The organism is Amycolatopsis anabasis (genome assembly GCF_009765355.1).
GTDB classification, from domain to species: domain Bacteria; phylum Actinomycetota; class Actinomycetes; order Mycobacteriales; family Pseudonocardiaceae; genus Amycolatopsis; species Amycolatopsis anabasis.
Genome location: NZ_VTHK01000105.1, coordinates 1 through 15,667, shown reverse-complemented (window position 1 = coordinate 15,667; position 15,667 = coordinate 1). Strand labels below are relative to the sequence as shown.

The following is a 15,667-nucleotide window of genomic DNA, read 5'->3' as shown; positions in this document are numbered from 1 at the left end:
TTTTTGTCGAAGGGGTTGAGGGCGAAGTTGTACTGGGTTCGCCACAGCAGCGCGGGCAGTCCCTCCCCGAGGTGGCCGGTACCGCGTTCCAGGCCCTGATCCGCCGCCTCACCGGGCACTTTCCCGCCGGGGAGTTCGCGCTCAACGGCTACACCCGGCTCGCGGCGCGGTCGATGAAGTACCACCCCGCGATCAAGGCCCTCGGCATCACCGGCGCCCAGGGCTTCGACGATCCGCGGGAACCGGTGGCCCGCGGCACCTGGCTGTCGCGGCAGGGCGCGCGCATCCTCCGCTACCGGTTCTGACTCCCGCGGCAGGTCAGCCGCCGGTCAGCAGGGCGTCAGCGGTGGCCGCGACGCTGGGCGAATCCCGTTCGCCGTTCGTCCAAGGAGGACCGACCGTGGAGCCCCGGTTCCGATGACCTCACTGGTCGCCGTATCCAGTTACCTGCCCGCCACCGTGCCGATCGCCTCGCTCCAGGGCGAACTCGGGCTGACCGACGCGCAGCTGCGCCGGTTGCACCGGATCTACGGATTGTCCGAGGTCTGCCGATCGCCGGAGTCCGAGGCGGAGATGCTCCTGGCGGCGGTGGGCAAACTGGACTCCTTCGCCGGGCAGGAGGACCGGATCCGGTACGTGGTCCGCGCGAAGACCATGCCCGCCGCGTCGCCGTATCCGGTCAACCCGATGCTCGAGGTGCGCGACGCGCTGGGCCTGCACCACGCGATCACGTTCAACCTCACCGACCACGCGTGCGCCTCCGGGCTGCTCGCGGTGGACCTGTGCGGCACGCTGCTCGCCGAGGACGGGGATCCCGACGCGCTGGCCCTGATCCTGACCGGGGAGAAGGCCTTCACCCACACCGCGCAGATCATCCCGGACGTCGCGGTGATGGGCGAGGGCACGGCCGCGGTGCTGGTGGGGCCGGGCGGCGACCGCGACCGGATGCTCGGCTACGCCACCACCACACTCGGCGGGCCCGGCGGCGAGGTCATCATGTCCGACGAGCAGGCGGACGAGTTCCGGCGGATCTACCCCGAAGCGCTCGCCGAGGTCGTCGGCGAGGCGGTGGCCGCCGCGGGGTTGCGCACTGCCGATCTGGCACTGGTGTTGCCGCACAACGTGAACCGGGTGTCGTGGATCCGCGCGGGCAGCGCGCTCGGGGTGCCGCGCGACCGGATCTTCCTCGGCAACGTGGCCTCGACCGGGCACTGCTTCTGCGCGGACCCGTTCCTCAACTACCGCACGGTGACCGGACTCGGCCTGCTGAATCCGGGGGAGAAGTACCTGATGATCTCGGTCGGGCTCGGTTCGACCTTTTCCGCGATGGTCTTCCAACACTAGGAGAACGAACATGAGCGCTGAATTCGAGATCGGCGGGGTCGGCAGCACCGAGCTCGCCGAGCGCTACGGCACCCCGTCGTTCGTCTACGACGGCAACGAGCTGGCCACCCGGCTGACCGGGTTGCGCGAACGGCTGCACCCGGAGCTGGAGTACTTCTTCTCCCTGAAGTCCAACCCGAACGTATCGATCTGCGCGCTGCTGCACGCCCACGGCGCGCGGGCCGAGGTGTCGTCGATGGCGGAACTGCTGACCGCCAAGCGGGCCGGGGTCGCGCCGGAGAACATCATCTTCCTCGGTCCCGGCAAGAGCCGCGCCGAGCTGACCGCGTGCCTGGACGAAGACATCTACGCGGTCGTCTGCGAGTCCTTCGGCGAACTGGACGAACTCGACGAACTGGCCCGCGCGAAGGGCGTGGTGGCCCGGGTCGCGCTGCGCGTGAACCCGAGCTTCGCGGTGAAGGGCTCCGGCCTGACCATGGGTGGCAAACCGCGCCAGTTCGGCATCGACGAGGAGCAGCTGTTCGCCGCGGACGGGCTGGGCGGGCGGCACTCGAACATCCGGCTGATGGGGGTGCAGGTGTACATGGGCACCCGCATCCTCAGCGAGGAACCGATCGTGGAGAACACCCGGCGGATCTTCGAACTCGCCGAGCGGCTGGCGCGGCGGCACGGTTTCGACCTGGAGCTGGTGGACATCGGCGGCGGGCTCGGGATCGCCTATTTCGCCGGGGAACGCGATCTGGACCTGGATCTGCTCGCCACCCGGCTCAACCCGGTGATCGACGAGTTCGCCGCGCGGCACCCGGAAACCCGGCTGGTGATGGAACTGGGCCGGTTCCTCACCGCGATGTCCGGCACTTACGTGGTCCGCGTCCGGTACGTGAAGACCTCGCTCGGCCAGAACTTCGCGGTCACCGACGGCGGCACCAACCACCACATGGCCGCGGTCGGCATCGGTTCGTACGTCAAACGGGACTTCCCGATGCGGCTGCTCAACCGGTTCGACGAACCGGCCGACGAGAGCTGGCACGTGACCGGCCCGCTGTGCACCCCGAACGACGTGCTGGGCAAGAAGATCGCGCTGCCGCCGGTGCGGCCCGGCGACCTGCTCGGCGTGTTCCGCTCGGGCGCGTACGGCCCGACCGCGTCGCCGGTGCTCTTCCTCAGCCACGGCTATCCCGCCGAGGTCCTTGTCTACAACGGACAGTCCTATTTGATCAGTGAACGGGACCGGCCCGCCGACCTGCTGCGCCGCCAGCACCTGCACGACGTCGCCGCGCTGGCCGCGGCCGGGCTGGACGGCTAGCGATGTACCGAGCCACGGCTCCCGTCCTCGGGGCCCCGCGCCGGGCGCGCCGTTCGCCGATCCCGTTGCGGCTCGGCGCGGTGCTGCGCCGGGAGTTCGGCGCGGGGTCGTGCCGGATCGACGTGCCGGAACTGCACCGCTACTTCGCCGACCTGACCAACGGGCACGACGTCGGCCACCGGCGGGAACTGGTCGAACGCGCCGCCGGGAACACGTTCATCTCGATGGCGCGCGACCTGCTCGACGGGCGCTTGCCCGCCGGAGAGCCGATCGACCTGGCGATCGTCGCGCACGCCACCCCGGACTTCGACCCCCGGCTGTCCACGCCGGTCAACCTGACCGCGGTGCTGCCCGGCGGGCCGCTGGTGTTCTCGGTGTCCGGGCAGGGCGTCGCGGCGGCGTTCACCGCGTTGCGGGTGGCGTCGGGGTATGTGGCGCGGCACGGTTACCGGCGGGTGCTCGTGCTGGTGATGGACCAGCGCGAGATGCCCTACCAGGCGGATCGGCCGGTCCGGGACGCCGCGGTGGCCCTGCTGCTGGAACCGGGCGGCGGCGCGCTGGAGGTCGGCACGGTGCCCGGCGTCGCGCCCGCGGAGGTGCCCGGCGCGCTGGCGGATCTGCTGCGGGACGCGGCCGAACCCGCCACGGTCGTCGCGGGCCCGGGGATCGTGTGGCCGGGCGGCGCGGCGGTGCCGGACGGCTTCCCGTGCACCGGGATCTGGGCGCCGCTCGCCGGTGCGCGGGCGCCCCGGCCGGTGGTGCTCGCCGACTACGATCCGGTCTACCGCGACCTGAACGTGTGCGTCGTTCGCGAACCGGCCGGCGGCCCGGACGTCCTATGATGGGGCTCGTCCGAGTCCGGTGCCGAAAGAGACGAAAACTCCCGTGCGCGTTGTCATAGGTGAAGACCAGTTCCTGCTCCGCGACGGTTTGGTCCGGTTACTGGAGGCACACGAGTTCGAGATCGCCGCCGCGGTGGGCAGCGGGCCGGAACTGGTCGAGGCGCTGGTGCGGGAACGGCCGGACGTCGCCGTGGTGGACATCCGGCTGCCCCCGTCGTTCACCGACGAGGGGCTGCGGGCGGCTATCGAGGCCCGGCGCCAGGTGCCCGGGCTGCCGGTGCTGGTGCTCTCCCAGTACGTCGAACGGTTGTACGCCAACGAATTGCTCGCCGACGGCGTCGGGTCGATCGGCTACCTGCTGAAGGACAGGGTGTTCGACGGTGACCAGTTCATCGACGCGCTCCGCCAGGTCGCCCAAGGGGGCACGGTGATGGACCCGGAAGTGGTTTCCCGGCTGCTGACCCACAACACGCGGGACGCGCAGCTGGACACGCTGACCGCGCGGGAACGGGATGTGCTCAAACTGATGGCCGAAGGCCGGTCGAACAGCAGTATCGCGAACGCGTTGTTCGTTTCCGAGAAGGCCGTGTCGAAGCACATCAACAACATCCTGTCGAAACTCGGCCTGCCCCAGTCGGAAGACGACAACCGCCGGGTCCTCGCCGTCCTCGCCTACCTCAAGCACTGACCGGGTCGTGCGCAGTTTCCCTCAAGTAATAAAGTCACAAGGTATTTCAATGGCCACCATGGTCGGCCCGCCCAGGGGGCTCAGCACCGTGATGAAACCGTCCAGGGGCGCGAGGCGGCGTTCGATACCGCGGAGACCGGTTCCCCGGGACGGATCGGCGCCGCCGCGGCCGTAGTCGCTGACGTTGATCAGGAGGCGGCCGTCGGCGTGGCGGACCTCGATCGAACCGGAATCCGCGCCGGAATGTTTGACCGCGTTGTTCAGCACCTCGGAAACCGTGAAATAGGCGGCCGATTCGACCGCGGGCGACGGGCGGCCCGGCAGGTCGATCGTCGTCTCGATCTGCAGCGGGTTCTCCATCGCCAGGGTGCGGATCGCGTCGGCGATCCCGCGGTCGACGAGCACCGGCGGCTGGATTCCGCGCACCAGGTCGCGCAGTTCCTGCAGGGCCCTGGCGGAATTGGTTTTCGCCTCCTGCAACAGGGATTTCGCGGCCTCGGGATGCTTTTCCATGATGCGCACGGCCGCGTCCAGGGTCATGCCCATCGCGACCAGCCGCGCCTGCGCGCCGTCGTGCAGGTTGCGTTCGATCCGGCGCAGTTCCCCCGCCTGGCTGCCCACCGCGTCGTCGCGGGTCTCGGTCAGGTGCTGGACGCGGTGCGTGAGCCTGGTGTTCTCGGTGGGGGCGAGCAGGGCGGCGGCCAGCCGCGCGTGCCAGCGCAGCAGGCGCGGCGCGAGCCACAGGGCCAGCGGGAAATGCGCCACCCCGAGCACCAGCGCCGCCCAGGCGGTGGCCGGACCGCTCACCGGCAGCACCACGTACCAGTTCCCGAGCCATTCGTCGTCCGGTGAGGACTGCAACAGGAACGGCATCAGGATGCCGCGCAGCCCGTGCAGCATCAGCGCGAGCGGGGCGAAGGTGAGCACCAGCCCGACCGTCGAATCCACCAGCAGCCACAGCGCGTCCCGCCAGGTGGCCCGGTCGCCCAGCAACCGGTGGCAGCGCTGCAACGGACGGGCGCCTTCGAGTTCGGCCACATAGGGGACCGGGATCCGCACCCCGGACCAGTCGCCGGCCAGGGTTCGCTGCAGGTTCGCCAGTCCGCGCACGGCCAGCACGACCGGCGGCAGCAGGAACAGGCCGATCCCCACGCCGACCAGTGAACCGGCGCTGACCAGGATCACGAAGAGCACGACCTCGACCAGGGCCAGCGCGGCGAGCGCGGCCCCGCGCAGGGTCGCGACGCCCCCCAGGGCCGCCCAGGTTCTCTGCGTGCTTCCGGCACGCGACTCACCGGTCGTCATGCCGTTCATTATGGGCGGAATCGCGAAGATCGTCGGTAGTGCTAGCTCCCGTATGGATTGACGGTCTATCACCCTCGGCACAACGCCGCCGAATTCCTATCGTTTTCGCGACGGCCCGATATTCGACTGGGGAGTGGCAGATGTACCCATCCAACCAAGGTGCTCCGGACGCCGTCCGGCTCCACTCCGTGCGGAAGGTGTATGGCAAGGAACGCACCGGGGTGGTCGCCCTGAACGGGGTGACGGTCGGCTTCGGCCGCGGCACCTTCACCGCGGTGATGGGACCGTCCGGCTCCGGCAAGAGCACCCTGCTGCACTGCGCGGCCGGGCTCGACCGCCCGAGTTCCGGCGAGGTCTTCCTGGCCGGACAGGAACTGAGCAGGCTGCGCGAGGTCGACCTGACCAAACTGCGCCGCGACCGGATCGGGTTCATCTTCCAGGCCTTCAACCTGCTGCCCGCGCTCGACGTCCTGCAGAACGTCACCCTGCCGCTGCGGCTGGCCGGGCGGCGCGCGGACCCGAACCTGGTGACCAGCGTGATCGACCGGGTCGGGCTCGGGCCGCGCCGCCGCCACCGCCCCGGCGAGTTGTCCGGCGGCCAGCAGCAGCGGGTGGCCATCGCCCGCGCGCTGGTCACCCAGCCGGAGGTCATCTTCGCCGACGAGCCGACCGGCGCCCTGGACACCCGGGCCGCCCGGGAGGTGCTCGGGCTGCTGCGCGAAGCGAAGAGCCGCGCGGGCCAGACGATCGTCATGGTGACCCACGATCCGGTCGCCGCGTCCTATGCCGACCGGGTGCTGTTCCTCGCCGACGGGCAGGTCGTCGGCGAGCTGCTCGAGCCGTCCGCCGACGAGGTCGCCCAGCGGATGACCCATCTCGGCGCCTGGGCCGAGCCGGGGATGGTGCACTGATGCTGCGCCTCGCACTGAGCACCCTCCGATTCCGCAAGGGCGGGTTCATCGCCACCTTCGTCGCGCTGTTCATCGGCACCGCGGTGGTGCTGGCCTGCGGCGGGCTGATGGAATCCGGGGTGCGGACGGCCATCCCGCCGCAACGGCTCGCCGCGGCGCCGGTGGTGGTGGCCGGGAACCAGACCTACGACCTGCCCGCGGTGAACCCCGGGACCGAGGACGAGTACCACGAGACCGCGACCCTGGCCGAGCGGGTCCGGCTGGACGCCGGGCTGGCGAACACGATCGCCGCGGTCCCCGGGGTGGCCAAGGTGGTGCCGGACGTGTCGTTCCCGGCCGAGATCCCCGGCGACCAGGGCGGGCGAACCGTTCCCGGCACGCAGCTCGGGCACGACTGGGCCACCGCCGAACTGGCGCCCTACGCGCTGCGCGAAGGCCGGGCGCCGGAACGGCCCGGGGAGGTCGTGCTCGACGAGGCGATCGCGGGCCGCACCGGCGCCCGTCCCGGCAGTGAACTCCCGATCGCGGTGCGCGGTGGCGTGCGGAACTTCCAGGTGGCCGGGATCGCTTCGGCCGGGCGCCCGATGGCCACCGACGCGGTGTTCTTCTCCGCGGCCGATGCCCGCGTGCTGGCGACCAAACCGGGCCAGGTGGACGCGTTCGGCGTGCTCCCGGCCCCGGGCGCCGATCCGGCGGACCTGCGGCAGCGGGTCGACGCCGCGGTGCGCGGCCACCACGCGGTCACCCTCGCCGGGGACGAGCGCGGCCTCGCCGAGTTCGCGCAGGCCGCCGAGGGCGGCGAGATGCTGATCATCCTCTCCGGGGTGTTCGGCGGGCTGGCGATCCAGGTCGCGATGTTCGTCGTGGCCAGCACCCTGGGGCTGTCGGTGCAGCAACGGCGGCGCGAGGTCGCGCTGCTGCGCGCGATCGGCACCACCCCGAAACAGCTCAGCCGCATGATCACCGGCGAGGCGATGACCGTCGGCGTGCTCGCCACGGTCCTCGGCTGCCTCCCCGGCGCGGTGCTCGGTGAATGGCTGTTCGACAGGCTCGCCGGATTCGGGGTCTTCGAACCGGTGCTCAAGTTCCACCAGGGCTGGGTGCCCGCCGCCGCGGCGATCATCGTCGGCCTGCTGTCCGCCTGGGGCGCCGCCTGGGTGGCGGCGCGGTATGCCGCGCAGACCCGGCCGGTCGAGGCGATGCAGGAGGTGTCCGAGCCGAAGCGCTGGCTGACCCCGTTCCGGTTGTGGTGCGGGCTGTCCAGCCTGATCGGCGGCGCGGTGCTCGCGTATCTCACGATCACCGTGATGGACGGCCCGCTGGCCGCCAGCACGGCCGGGCCCGCGGTCACCCTGGTCGCCACCGCCGTGGCGTTGTTCGCCCCGGGGATCACCCGCGTGCTGGTGGCATTGCTGCGCGTCCCGGTGCGCGCGGTGACCGGACTGGGCGGCTACCTGGCCACCCTGAACGCGCGGGCGCGCTGGCTGCCGATGTCCGGGGCGGTCACCCCGATCATGCTGGCGACCGGGCTCGCGATCTTCATGCTGTACTTCCAGACCACCCAGGTCGAGGCGGCGAAACGGGCGTACACCGCCAACCTGCTCGCCGACGCCGTGGTCACCTCGTCGACCGAGGACGTCACCCGCGGGCTGGTCGACGAGGTGCGGCGGCTGCCCGGTGTCGGCAGCGCGTCGGCGTACGTGACCAGCAAGGGGTACAACGAGAAACCTTCGGACAGCAGCCAGGACGAGGACGGCGTCGAACTGCACGGCGTCACCGCCGAAGCCGCGGCGCAGACCCGGCAGGCGGAAGTGGTCGCCGGGCAGCTCGCCGATCTGCGGGGCGACACGATCGCCCTGCCCGCCGACCGGGCGGAACGGCTGCGGGTCGGGGTCGGCGACGAGATCAGCATGCGGCTGGGCGACGGGGCCGTGGTGGGGCTCCGGGTGGTCGCGACGCTGCGGTCCAATCCGGACTTCTCCAGTGCCCTGCTGCCCGCGAGCACGCTCGCGCCGCACACCACGGCCGGGATGGCCGACCAGATCCTGGTCACCGCGGCGCCGGGCACCAGCCCCGCCCGGCTCGGCGCCGCGCTGTCCGGACTGGTCCAGGACCGGCCGGGCCTGAAGGTGGCGGACCGGGACACGCTGACCGCCGCCTACGTGGACAAGGAGCAGGCCAACGCCTGGGTGAACTACCTCGTCGTCGGCATGATCCTGATCTACGCGGCGATTTCCGTGGTCAACACGCTGGTGATGGCGACCGCGCACCGGCGCCGCGAGTTCGGGCTGCAACGGCTCACCGGCACCACTCGAGGGCAGGTGCTGCGGATGATCACGGTGGAGGCGCTGCTGGTCGCCGTGATCGGCGGAGTCCTGGGCACGATCGTGGCCGGGTCGATGCTGCTTCCGTTCAGCGCGGCGGTGTCCGACAGCGTGCTTCCCGCCGGACCACTGTGGATCTATCCGGCGGTGCTCGCCCTGGGGGCGGTTCTGACGCTCGTGGCTACCTTGGTGCCGACCTGGCTCGCGTTGCGCACCAAGACGTCCGCGATCGCGCTCGCCCCCGAATAGGTGGCCTCGGGCCGGCCGTCCCCCAGCTGTCAGCGCGCGGTCAGCCCGAGGTCACCGCCCCGCCCTAGCGTTTCCCCTGTGATACCAGCGAATGCGACCGCCAAGTGGGACGCGATCGTGGTGGGGTCCGGGATCGGCGGTCTCGTCTGCGCCGGTTACCTCGCCGCGAGCGGCCGGCGGGTGCTGGTCCTGGAACAGCACGACGTGGCCGGCGGCAACAGCCACGTCTTCCGCCGCCGCCGCGCGTACGAGTTCGACGTCGGCGTGCACTACCTCGGCGATTGCGGGCCGGGCGGCCTGCTGCCGTCCATCCTCGGTGGACTGGGGCTCGCCGACCGGGTGCGGTTCCACCCGATGGATCCGGACGGCTTCGACCGGATCGTGCTGCCCAGCGTCACCGTGGACGTGCCCACCGGCTGGGCGCGGTACGGGGACCGGTTGCGCCGGGCCCTGCCGGACGAGGCCGACGGGATCACCCGGTACGTCGACATCTGCTCGGCCGTCGCGGAAACCTGCCGGGAGAGCACGCGATCCGCCCCCGGTGGCAAGCTGCCCGCGGTCATGGTGCGGTGGAGCCGCCGCACGCTGGCCCACCTGTTCGACCACTGTGGACTGTCGCCGCGGGCGCGCACGGTACTGGCGGCGCAGTCCGGGAACTACGGTTCGGCGCCGGGGCAGACGCTGGTCGTCGCGCACACCATGATGATCGACGACTACCTGCGGGGCGCCTACTACCCCGAGGGCGGCGGCCAGATGGTGGCGGCCGCGCTGGTGGAACTGCTGGAGTCGCACGGTGGCGCGCTGCGGACCAAGACCCGGGTGCGGCGCATCCGCATCGACGGCGACCGGGTGGCCGGGGTGGAACTCAGCGACGGCGCCATGATCGACGCGCCGATCGTGGTGTCCAATGCGGACTACCGGCGGACCGTGCTGGAACTGTGCGGCGGCGCGGAAAACCTGCCCGCGCCGGTGGTGGACCGGGCCGAGGGCGCGCGGATGCGGCTGCCGACCGCCGTCTGCTACGTCGCCCTGGACACCGAACTGCCCGAACGGCCCAACGCGAACATCTGGTACTGGGCGACCGAGGACGTCGACCGGGCCTACGAACGCCTGGAGGCCGGTTCGCTCGAGCCGGAGTTCGCGTTCCTCTCCTTCGCGTCGGTCAAGGACCCGGTCGCGGGATCGGCCTGCCCGCCCGGGCACACCAACTTCCAGATCATGACCGCCTGTCCACCCGGATACGCGCCGTGGGGCCTGCGCGAAGGCCCCGCGAGCGGCGGCAAGTACCGCCGGGAACCGGCTTACCGCGCGGCGAAGGACCGGCTGACCGAGCGGATGCTGGACCTGGCGGAGGCGGCGATCGGACCGTTCCGCGACCACATCGTCCACCGGGAGACCTCGACCCCGCTGACCCAGGAACGCTACACGCTGTCCACCGGCGGCACCGCCTACGGCCTGCGGAGCTGGGGACGCGTCGGGCAGCGCCCGGATGTGCACACCGGCGTGTCCGGGCTGTTCCTGGCCGGGCAGAACATCCACCACGCGGGCGGGATCGTCGGCGTCGCGACGAGCGGCGCCGCGTGCGCCTCGGCGATCCTCGGCCGCTCGCTGCTGCCGGAGGTGTGCGGGGGAGCGGTGTTCGGCAACCCGGACCTGCTGCCCGCCCGCACCGAGGACTGGGATCCGCTGCGCGTCTCCCGCGGCCTGGACCGCCGCGACGCCCGCGGGCTGGCCCGGCTGGACCTGGCCGGCCGTACCACGTGAACGCCGGAAACCGGCACGAGAAGAAGGAGTTGTCATGACCGAAACCGTGGAAACCGCGCCGGAAACCGCCGACCGGGAACGAGTGGTGGCGGGGATCATCACCGCGCTGGGGAACGTGCTCGAGGAGGAGGTGCCCGATCTGCGGGAGGACACCCGGCTCGCGGACGTCGGCCTGGACTCCACCGGCGTGCTGGAACTGCTGATGCAGCTCGAGGAGACGCTCGGCGTCGAGTTCGACACCGACAACCTGGAGATGAGCCACTTCGAATCGGTCGACTCGCTGGCCGGTTTCGTGACCGCGGAAATGGCTTCCTGACCATGACGGTGACCGCGGGGCCGGATCTCGACCGGTGGCAGCGGTGCCTCGGCGTCGCCCGTGACCAGGGCCTGGCACCCGCGCTCGCCGAACTGGGGTTCGAGGCGTTCGGGCCGGGCGGGCACGCGGTGCTGCCCGCGGGCGCCGCGCTGCCGCCGGGTGCGGTCGTGGTGCGCGAGGCGAACCTGCCCGGCGGCCCGGTCGTCCTGGTGCGGGGTGGCGCGGGCCGCGCCGATCCCGGGCGCGGGGCCGCCGTGGTGTGGCTGCGGCTCGGGCTTTCCCAGGGGTTGCTGGACGCCTGCCTGACCTATCTCGGCGAGCGGGAGAGCGGCGACACCACGTTGCTGCGCCGGCAGCTGGTCCAGGGTTCGATCGCGCAGGCGGTGACCGGGCAGCTCGAAGTCCACGCGGAACTCGTCGCGAACGCGCCGTTTCCGCGCGCGGACCTGCTGCCGCACCTGCACGCGAAACTGTCCGAAGTAGACCGTGAGCTGCTGCGGCTGCTCGGTGCGAGCGGTTACCTCGCGGGCGGCCCCGGTGAGGTCGCGGACGTTTCGGAACTGCTGGCCGCCTGCGCACCGGGGGACCGGGTATGAGCGCGACCGTGCTCGACGACCGGCTGCTGGCCCTGCGGAACCAGGCGAGCGACTGGGCCGCGGACTTCCGCGCGGCGGGCGCCGAACTGGACACCGATCCCGAGGCGGTCACCGGATTGCTGGACCTGCCCGGGGTGCGCTGCCTGGCCGGAATGCTGATCCCCCCGGAGTACGGGGCGGAAGGCGTCCGCGTCGGCGGCCACCGGTTCTTCGGCATGACCGCATTGGAACGGGCGGTCGTCCTGGAGGAACTCGCCCGCGGCGACGCGGGCCTGATGCTCGCCTCGCCGGGCGCCTCGATGTCCGGTGTCCTGGTCGACCTGCTGGGCGACGCACACCAGAAGGAATGGTTCTACGGCACGCTGCTCGACCGTCCCACGTGGACGTTCTTCGCGCTGACCGAACCGGACCGGGGATCGGACGCCGGTGCGATGCGCACCGAACTGATCAGCGCCGGTGGCGATTTCGTGCTGACCGGGCGGAAGCGGTATGTCGGCAACGCTTCCCGCGCCCGGCTGGGGGTGGCCTTCGCCCGCACCCGGCCGGGCCCGCTCGGCGTGACGGCCGTGCTCGTGGACACCGCGGCCGCGGGCTTCCAGGCCGAACCGCTGGGCATGCTCGGCCTGCGGGGCGCCCGGATCTGCGCGGTGACCTTCGACGCGGTCGCGATTCCCGGGGAAGGCGTGCTGGGGCGCCACCTTTCGCCCACCCGGCGCGGAATGTGGGCCGCGGTGCAGACGTTCAACCGGCTCCGGCCCGGAGTCGCCGCGATCGCGCTGGGCATCGCCGGTGCGGCGCACGAGTACGTGGTGTCCGCCCGGCGGACGTTCGGCCGCGAAGACTCCGATCGCCTCGACCGGCTGGGCCGCCGCATCGAAAGCGCTCGCCACCTGACCCATCTCGCGGCACTGGAGGTCGACGCGGACGCCGGTCGCGGGCACCTCGCCTCGGCCGCCAAGGCCACTGCGTGCTGGCTCGCCGAGGAAGCCACCGTCGAAGCGTGCGCCCTCCTCGGTCCCCGCGCGCGCTGGGAACACCCGCCGCTGGACAAGCTGGTCCGGGACGCCCGGGGCGTGGAGTTCATGGAAGGCACGCGGAACATGCAGAAGCTCAACCTCTTCCACGGGCTGCTCACCGGAAAGGTGGCCCGGGACGATCCGTTTCCGGCGTTCGCCCGATCCGCTACGAACGGGGGTTCTTCGTGCGGGTGATATCCACACCGCAGGAGTTCAACGTTTCCGATCTCTACGTCGATCTCCGCGCGCTCGCCGGGCACCGGCTGTACCTGAAATGCGAAGGGTTCAACTTCGCCGGTTCGATCAAGCTGAAGGCCGCGGTGGAGATCGTGACCGCGGCGGAACGGGCCGGTGCGCTGCGCCCGGGCGCGACCCTGGTGGAAAGCTCCTCGGGCAACATCGGCGTGGCGCTGAGCCTGGTCGCGGCGAGCCGGGGTTACCGGTTCGTCTGCGTCACCGACACCCGCTGCACCCTGCTCGCCCGGCAGTTGATGCAGAACTACGGCGCCGAGGTGCACGTCGTCACCGAACCGCGGCCCGGGGACGGCCTGCTCGGCGCCCGGCTGCGGCTGGTGCGGCGGCTGTGCGCCGAGCACGCGGACTACGTCTGGCTCGACCAGTACACGAATCCGGGCAACTGGGCCGCGCACTACCGGACCACCGGGCCGGAAATCCTGCGCACCTTCCCCGAACTGGACGTGCTCTTCGTGGGCATGGGCACCACCGGGACGCTGACCGGCTGCGCGCGCTACCTGCGCCAGGCGCGCCCGTCGGCCCGGATCGTCGCGGTGGACGGCGTCGGCCCGGCCATCCCCGGGCTGTGCGAGAGCGTGCGCCCGCCGGTCCTGGACGGGTCCGTTGTGGACGATGTGGTGCACGTCGAAGGGGCGGACGCGATCCGCGCCTGCCACCGGCTCGTCCGGCACGGTTTCCTGTTCGGCGCCTCCACCGGAACCGTCCTGTCCGGGGCGCTGACCTGGCTGGCGCGCAACGCCGGACCCGGCGACCGCACCGCCGTGGCGATCGCGCCCGACCTCGGCGACCGCTACCTGGACACCGTCTACCAGGACCAGTGGGTCGCCGACGCGTTCGGTCCCGTACTCGATTCCGATGATTCCCTCACCGCCGACACACTTTCCGAGGTGCCGTGATGACCGCCGTCGACGCCGGCCTGCCGCTGTCCACCGCCCAGACCGATGTCTGGTTCGACGAACAGCTCTCCGGGGGTGGGCTCGCCTATGCGATGGCCGACTACCTGGACATCCGGGGACCGCTGGACACCGCGGTGTTCGAGGCCGCGCTGCACCGGCTCGCCGAGGAGGCCGAATGCTTCCGGGCGCGTTTCTTCGAGATCGACGGGGAACCGCGGCAGGTGATCGAGCCGCTGACCGAACTCCCGGTGCGCTATCCGGATCTCACCGGCGAGGCGGATCCCGAAGCCGCGGCGGTGGCCTGGATGCACGAGGACATGCGGCGGCCGTTCGCGCTCACCGATTTCCCCCTGTTCCGCGGGGCGCTGCTGAAACTCGGCCCGGAGCGGCACTTCTGGTACCTGACCACGCACCACCTGGTCGGTGACGGCTTCAGCGCGGCGATCTGCCACCGCAGGCTCGGTGAGCTGTACAACGCGCTGCTGGCCGGGGAGTCCACCGAGCCCGGCGCGCTGCCCTCGTTCCGCCACCTGATCGAGGCCGACCTCGCCTACCACGAGTCGGCGCATCTGGCGCGGGACCGGGAATTCTGGGGCAGGCACTTCGACTCGACGCCCGATCTGGTCAGCCTCTCCGGCAAGGAACCCGCCCCGGCGCGCGGATTCCTGCGCCGCAGCATGGTCCTGCCGGAGGCGTCCGCACACGCCGTGCGGGCGGCGGTCGCCCGCGCCAAGGTGACCCTGCCGACCTTCGTCATCGCCGCGATGGCCGCCTACACCCAGCGCATTTCCGGGATCAACGACCTGCTGCTGACCGTCCCGGTCGCCGCCCGGGCCGGGGTGAAATCCCGGACCATTCCCGGGATGATGGCCAACTACCTGCCGTTGCGGATGCGGGTCGAACCGGACCGCACGCCGAACGAACTGCTGGCCCAGGCGTCGAAGGAACTCGCGCAGACCCTCAAGCACCAGCGCTACCACGTCAACCAGATCCGCCGCGACATCGGCGTGCGCAGCGACGAGCGCCGCCCGTTCGGCGGCCCGTTCGTGAACGTCCTCCCGCCCGATCCCGGCCTGACCCTGGGCGCCTGCACGACCCGGCTGAACAACCTGTCCACCGGGATCACCAACGATCTCTCGGTCACCGTGCTGGACGCCCTCGACGGCGAGATCGAACTGCACCTGAACGGCAACCCGGACCTCTACGACGCCGAGGGCGTGCGGACCCACCTGGATCGCTTCGCCGCCTTCCTGGACCGGTTCGCGCGCGCCGATCCGGACGGTGTGCTCGGCCGGATCGACGTGCTGGGTGCGGAGGAGCGGGACTCGGTGCTGGCCCAGGGGACGGGCCCGATCGGTCCGGTCGGGGATGGTGTGGTGTCGCGGGTTCGGGCGTTCGCCGCGGCGCGACCGGAGGCGGTGGCGGTGGTGGACGACTCGGGTTCGGTGACTTATGCCGGGTTGGTGGGCAGGGCGAGTGCGTTGTCGCGCCGCCTGCCCGGCGCCGGGTTGGTGGGCGTGCTCGCCGATCCGGGGATCGGATTCGTCGCCGCGGTGCTCGGCGTGCTGGGCTCCGGCGGGGCGTACGTGCCGCTCGACCCGTCGATGCCGGTGGCGCGGCTGGCCGGGTTGCTGGCGGACAGCGGCGCCGGAAGCCTGATCACCGGACCGGACTACCAGGAACTCGCCGCGGAGATCGCCGAGGCGGTCGGAGTTTCGATCGTTCCCCTCGACGACGCCGAGGATCCCGCCGAGGGGCTGGCTCCGGTGTCCGGTGTGGACGGTGATTTGGCGTATGTGATCTTCACTTCGGGTTCGACGGGGAAGCCCAAGGGTGCCATGGTGCATCGGCGGGG

The 15,667-nt window shown here is 71.5% G+C and carries 13 protein-coding genes and 1 pseudogene; 13 read left to right on the top strand and 1 reads right to left on the bottom strand.

Translation table 11 applies throughout. The features are described 5' to 3' along the window. The 5 genes and pseudogenes from FXO23_RS49145 to FXO23_RS49125 form a co-directional block, all read left to right on the top strand. Positions 1 to 305, top strand: a pseudogene (locus FXO23_RS49145) (hypothetical protein); the annotation flags it as partial. A 112-nt stretch (positions 306 to 417) separates the two neighbouring features. Continuing rightward, complete coding sequence (locus FXO23_RS49140) at positions 418 to 1,344, top strand: 3-oxoacyl-[acyl-carrier-protein] synthase III C-terminal domain-containing protein (protein WP_158895879.1); 927 nt, start codon at positions 418 to 420, stop codon at positions 1,342 to 1,344. Positions 1,345 to 1,354: 10 nt separating this feature from the next. After that, a complete protein-coding gene (locus FXO23_RS49135; protein ID WP_158895877.1) occupies positions 1,355 to 2,650 on the top strand; it encodes a type III PLP-dependent enzyme in 1,296 nt (431 codons plus the stop codon). A 2-nt stretch (positions 2,651 to 2,652) separates the two neighbouring features. Further along, positions 2,653 to 3,492, top strand: a complete 840-nt coding sequence (locus FXO23_RS49130; RefSeq protein ID WP_158895875.1) for a beta-ketoacyl-[acyl-carrier-protein] synthase family protein — start codon at positions 2,653 to 2,655, stop codon at positions 3,490 to 3,492. Between the two features lie 43 nt (positions 3,493 to 3,535). Beyond that, a complete protein-coding gene (locus FXO23_RS49125) occupies positions 3,536 to 4,180 on the top strand; it encodes a LuxR C-terminal-related transcriptional regulator (RefSeq protein ID WP_158895873.1) in 645 nt (214 codons plus the stop codon). 21 nt (positions 4,181 to 4,201) lie between these two features. Here the strand turns inward: FXO23_RS49125 and FXO23_RS49120 are convergent, their stop codons facing one another. Then, positions 4,202 to 5,485 (bottom strand): sensor histidine kinase, encoded by a 1,284-nt coding sequence (locus FXO23_RS49120; RefSeq protein ID WP_158895871.1) that lies wholly within the window; start codon positions 5,483 to 5,485, stop codon positions 4,202 to 4,204. A gap of 140 nt (positions 5,486 to 5,625) precedes the next feature. Here FXO23_RS49120 and FXO23_RS49115 point away from each other — a divergent pair, with 140 nt between their 5' ends. The 8 genes from FXO23_RS49115 to FXO23_RS49080 form a co-directional block, all read left to right on the top strand. Further along, a complete protein-coding gene (locus FXO23_RS49115) occupies positions 5,626 to 6,396 on the top strand; it encodes an ABC transporter ATP-binding protein (RefSeq protein ID WP_158895869.1) in 771 nt (256 codons plus the stop codon). Next, positions 6,396 to 8,969, top strand: coding sequence for an FtsX-like permease family protein (locus tag FXO23_RS49110; protein WP_158895867.1), 2,574 nt, complete (start codon positions 6,396 to 6,398; stop codon positions 8,967 to 8,969). The genes FXO23_RS49115 and FXO23_RS49110 overlap by 1 nt, the downstream gene beginning before the upstream one ends. A gap of 78 nt (positions 8,970 to 9,047) precedes the next feature. Further along, positions 9,048 to 10,733 (top strand): phytoene desaturase family protein, encoded by a 1,686-nt coding sequence (locus tag FXO23_RS49105; protein ID WP_158895865.1) that lies wholly within the window; start codon positions 9,048 to 9,050, stop codon positions 10,731 to 10,733. A gap of 34 nt (positions 10,734 to 10,767) precedes the next feature. After that, the gene (locus FXO23_RS49100) at positions 10,768 to 11,049 is read left to right on the top strand and encodes an acyl carrier protein (RefSeq protein ID WP_158895863.1); all 282 of its coding nucleotides are present in this window, start codon (positions 10,768 to 10,770) and stop codon (positions 11,047 to 11,049) included. A 2-nt stretch (positions 11,050 to 11,051) separates the two neighbouring features. Then, positions 11,052 to 11,645 carry a DUF2786 domain-containing protein gene (locus FXO23_RS49095; RefSeq protein ID WP_158895860.1) on the top strand — a complete coding sequence of 198 codons (594 nt, stop codon included), beginning with the start codon at positions 11,052 to 11,054 and terminating at the stop codon, positions 11,643 to 11,645. Continuing rightward, positions 11,642 to 12,856, top strand: coding sequence for an acyl-CoA dehydrogenase family protein (locus FXO23_RS49090; protein WP_158895858.1), 1,215 nt, complete (start codon positions 11,642 to 11,644; stop codon positions 12,854 to 12,856). The genes FXO23_RS49095 and FXO23_RS49090 overlap by 4 nt, the downstream gene beginning before the upstream one ends. Then, positions 12,847 to 13,812, top strand: coding sequence for a pyridoxal-phosphate dependent enzyme (locus FXO23_RS49085; RefSeq protein WP_158895856.1), 966 nt, complete (start codon positions 12,847 to 12,849; stop codon positions 13,810 to 13,812). The genes FXO23_RS49090 and FXO23_RS49085 overlap by 10 nt, the downstream gene beginning before the upstream one ends. Next, on the top strand, positions 13,812 to 15,667 hold a 1,856-nt coding region (locus tag FXO23_RS49080; protein WP_158895854.1), incomplete at its 3' end, for a condensation domain-containing protein. The genes FXO23_RS49085 and FXO23_RS49080, both read left to right, overlap by 1 nt.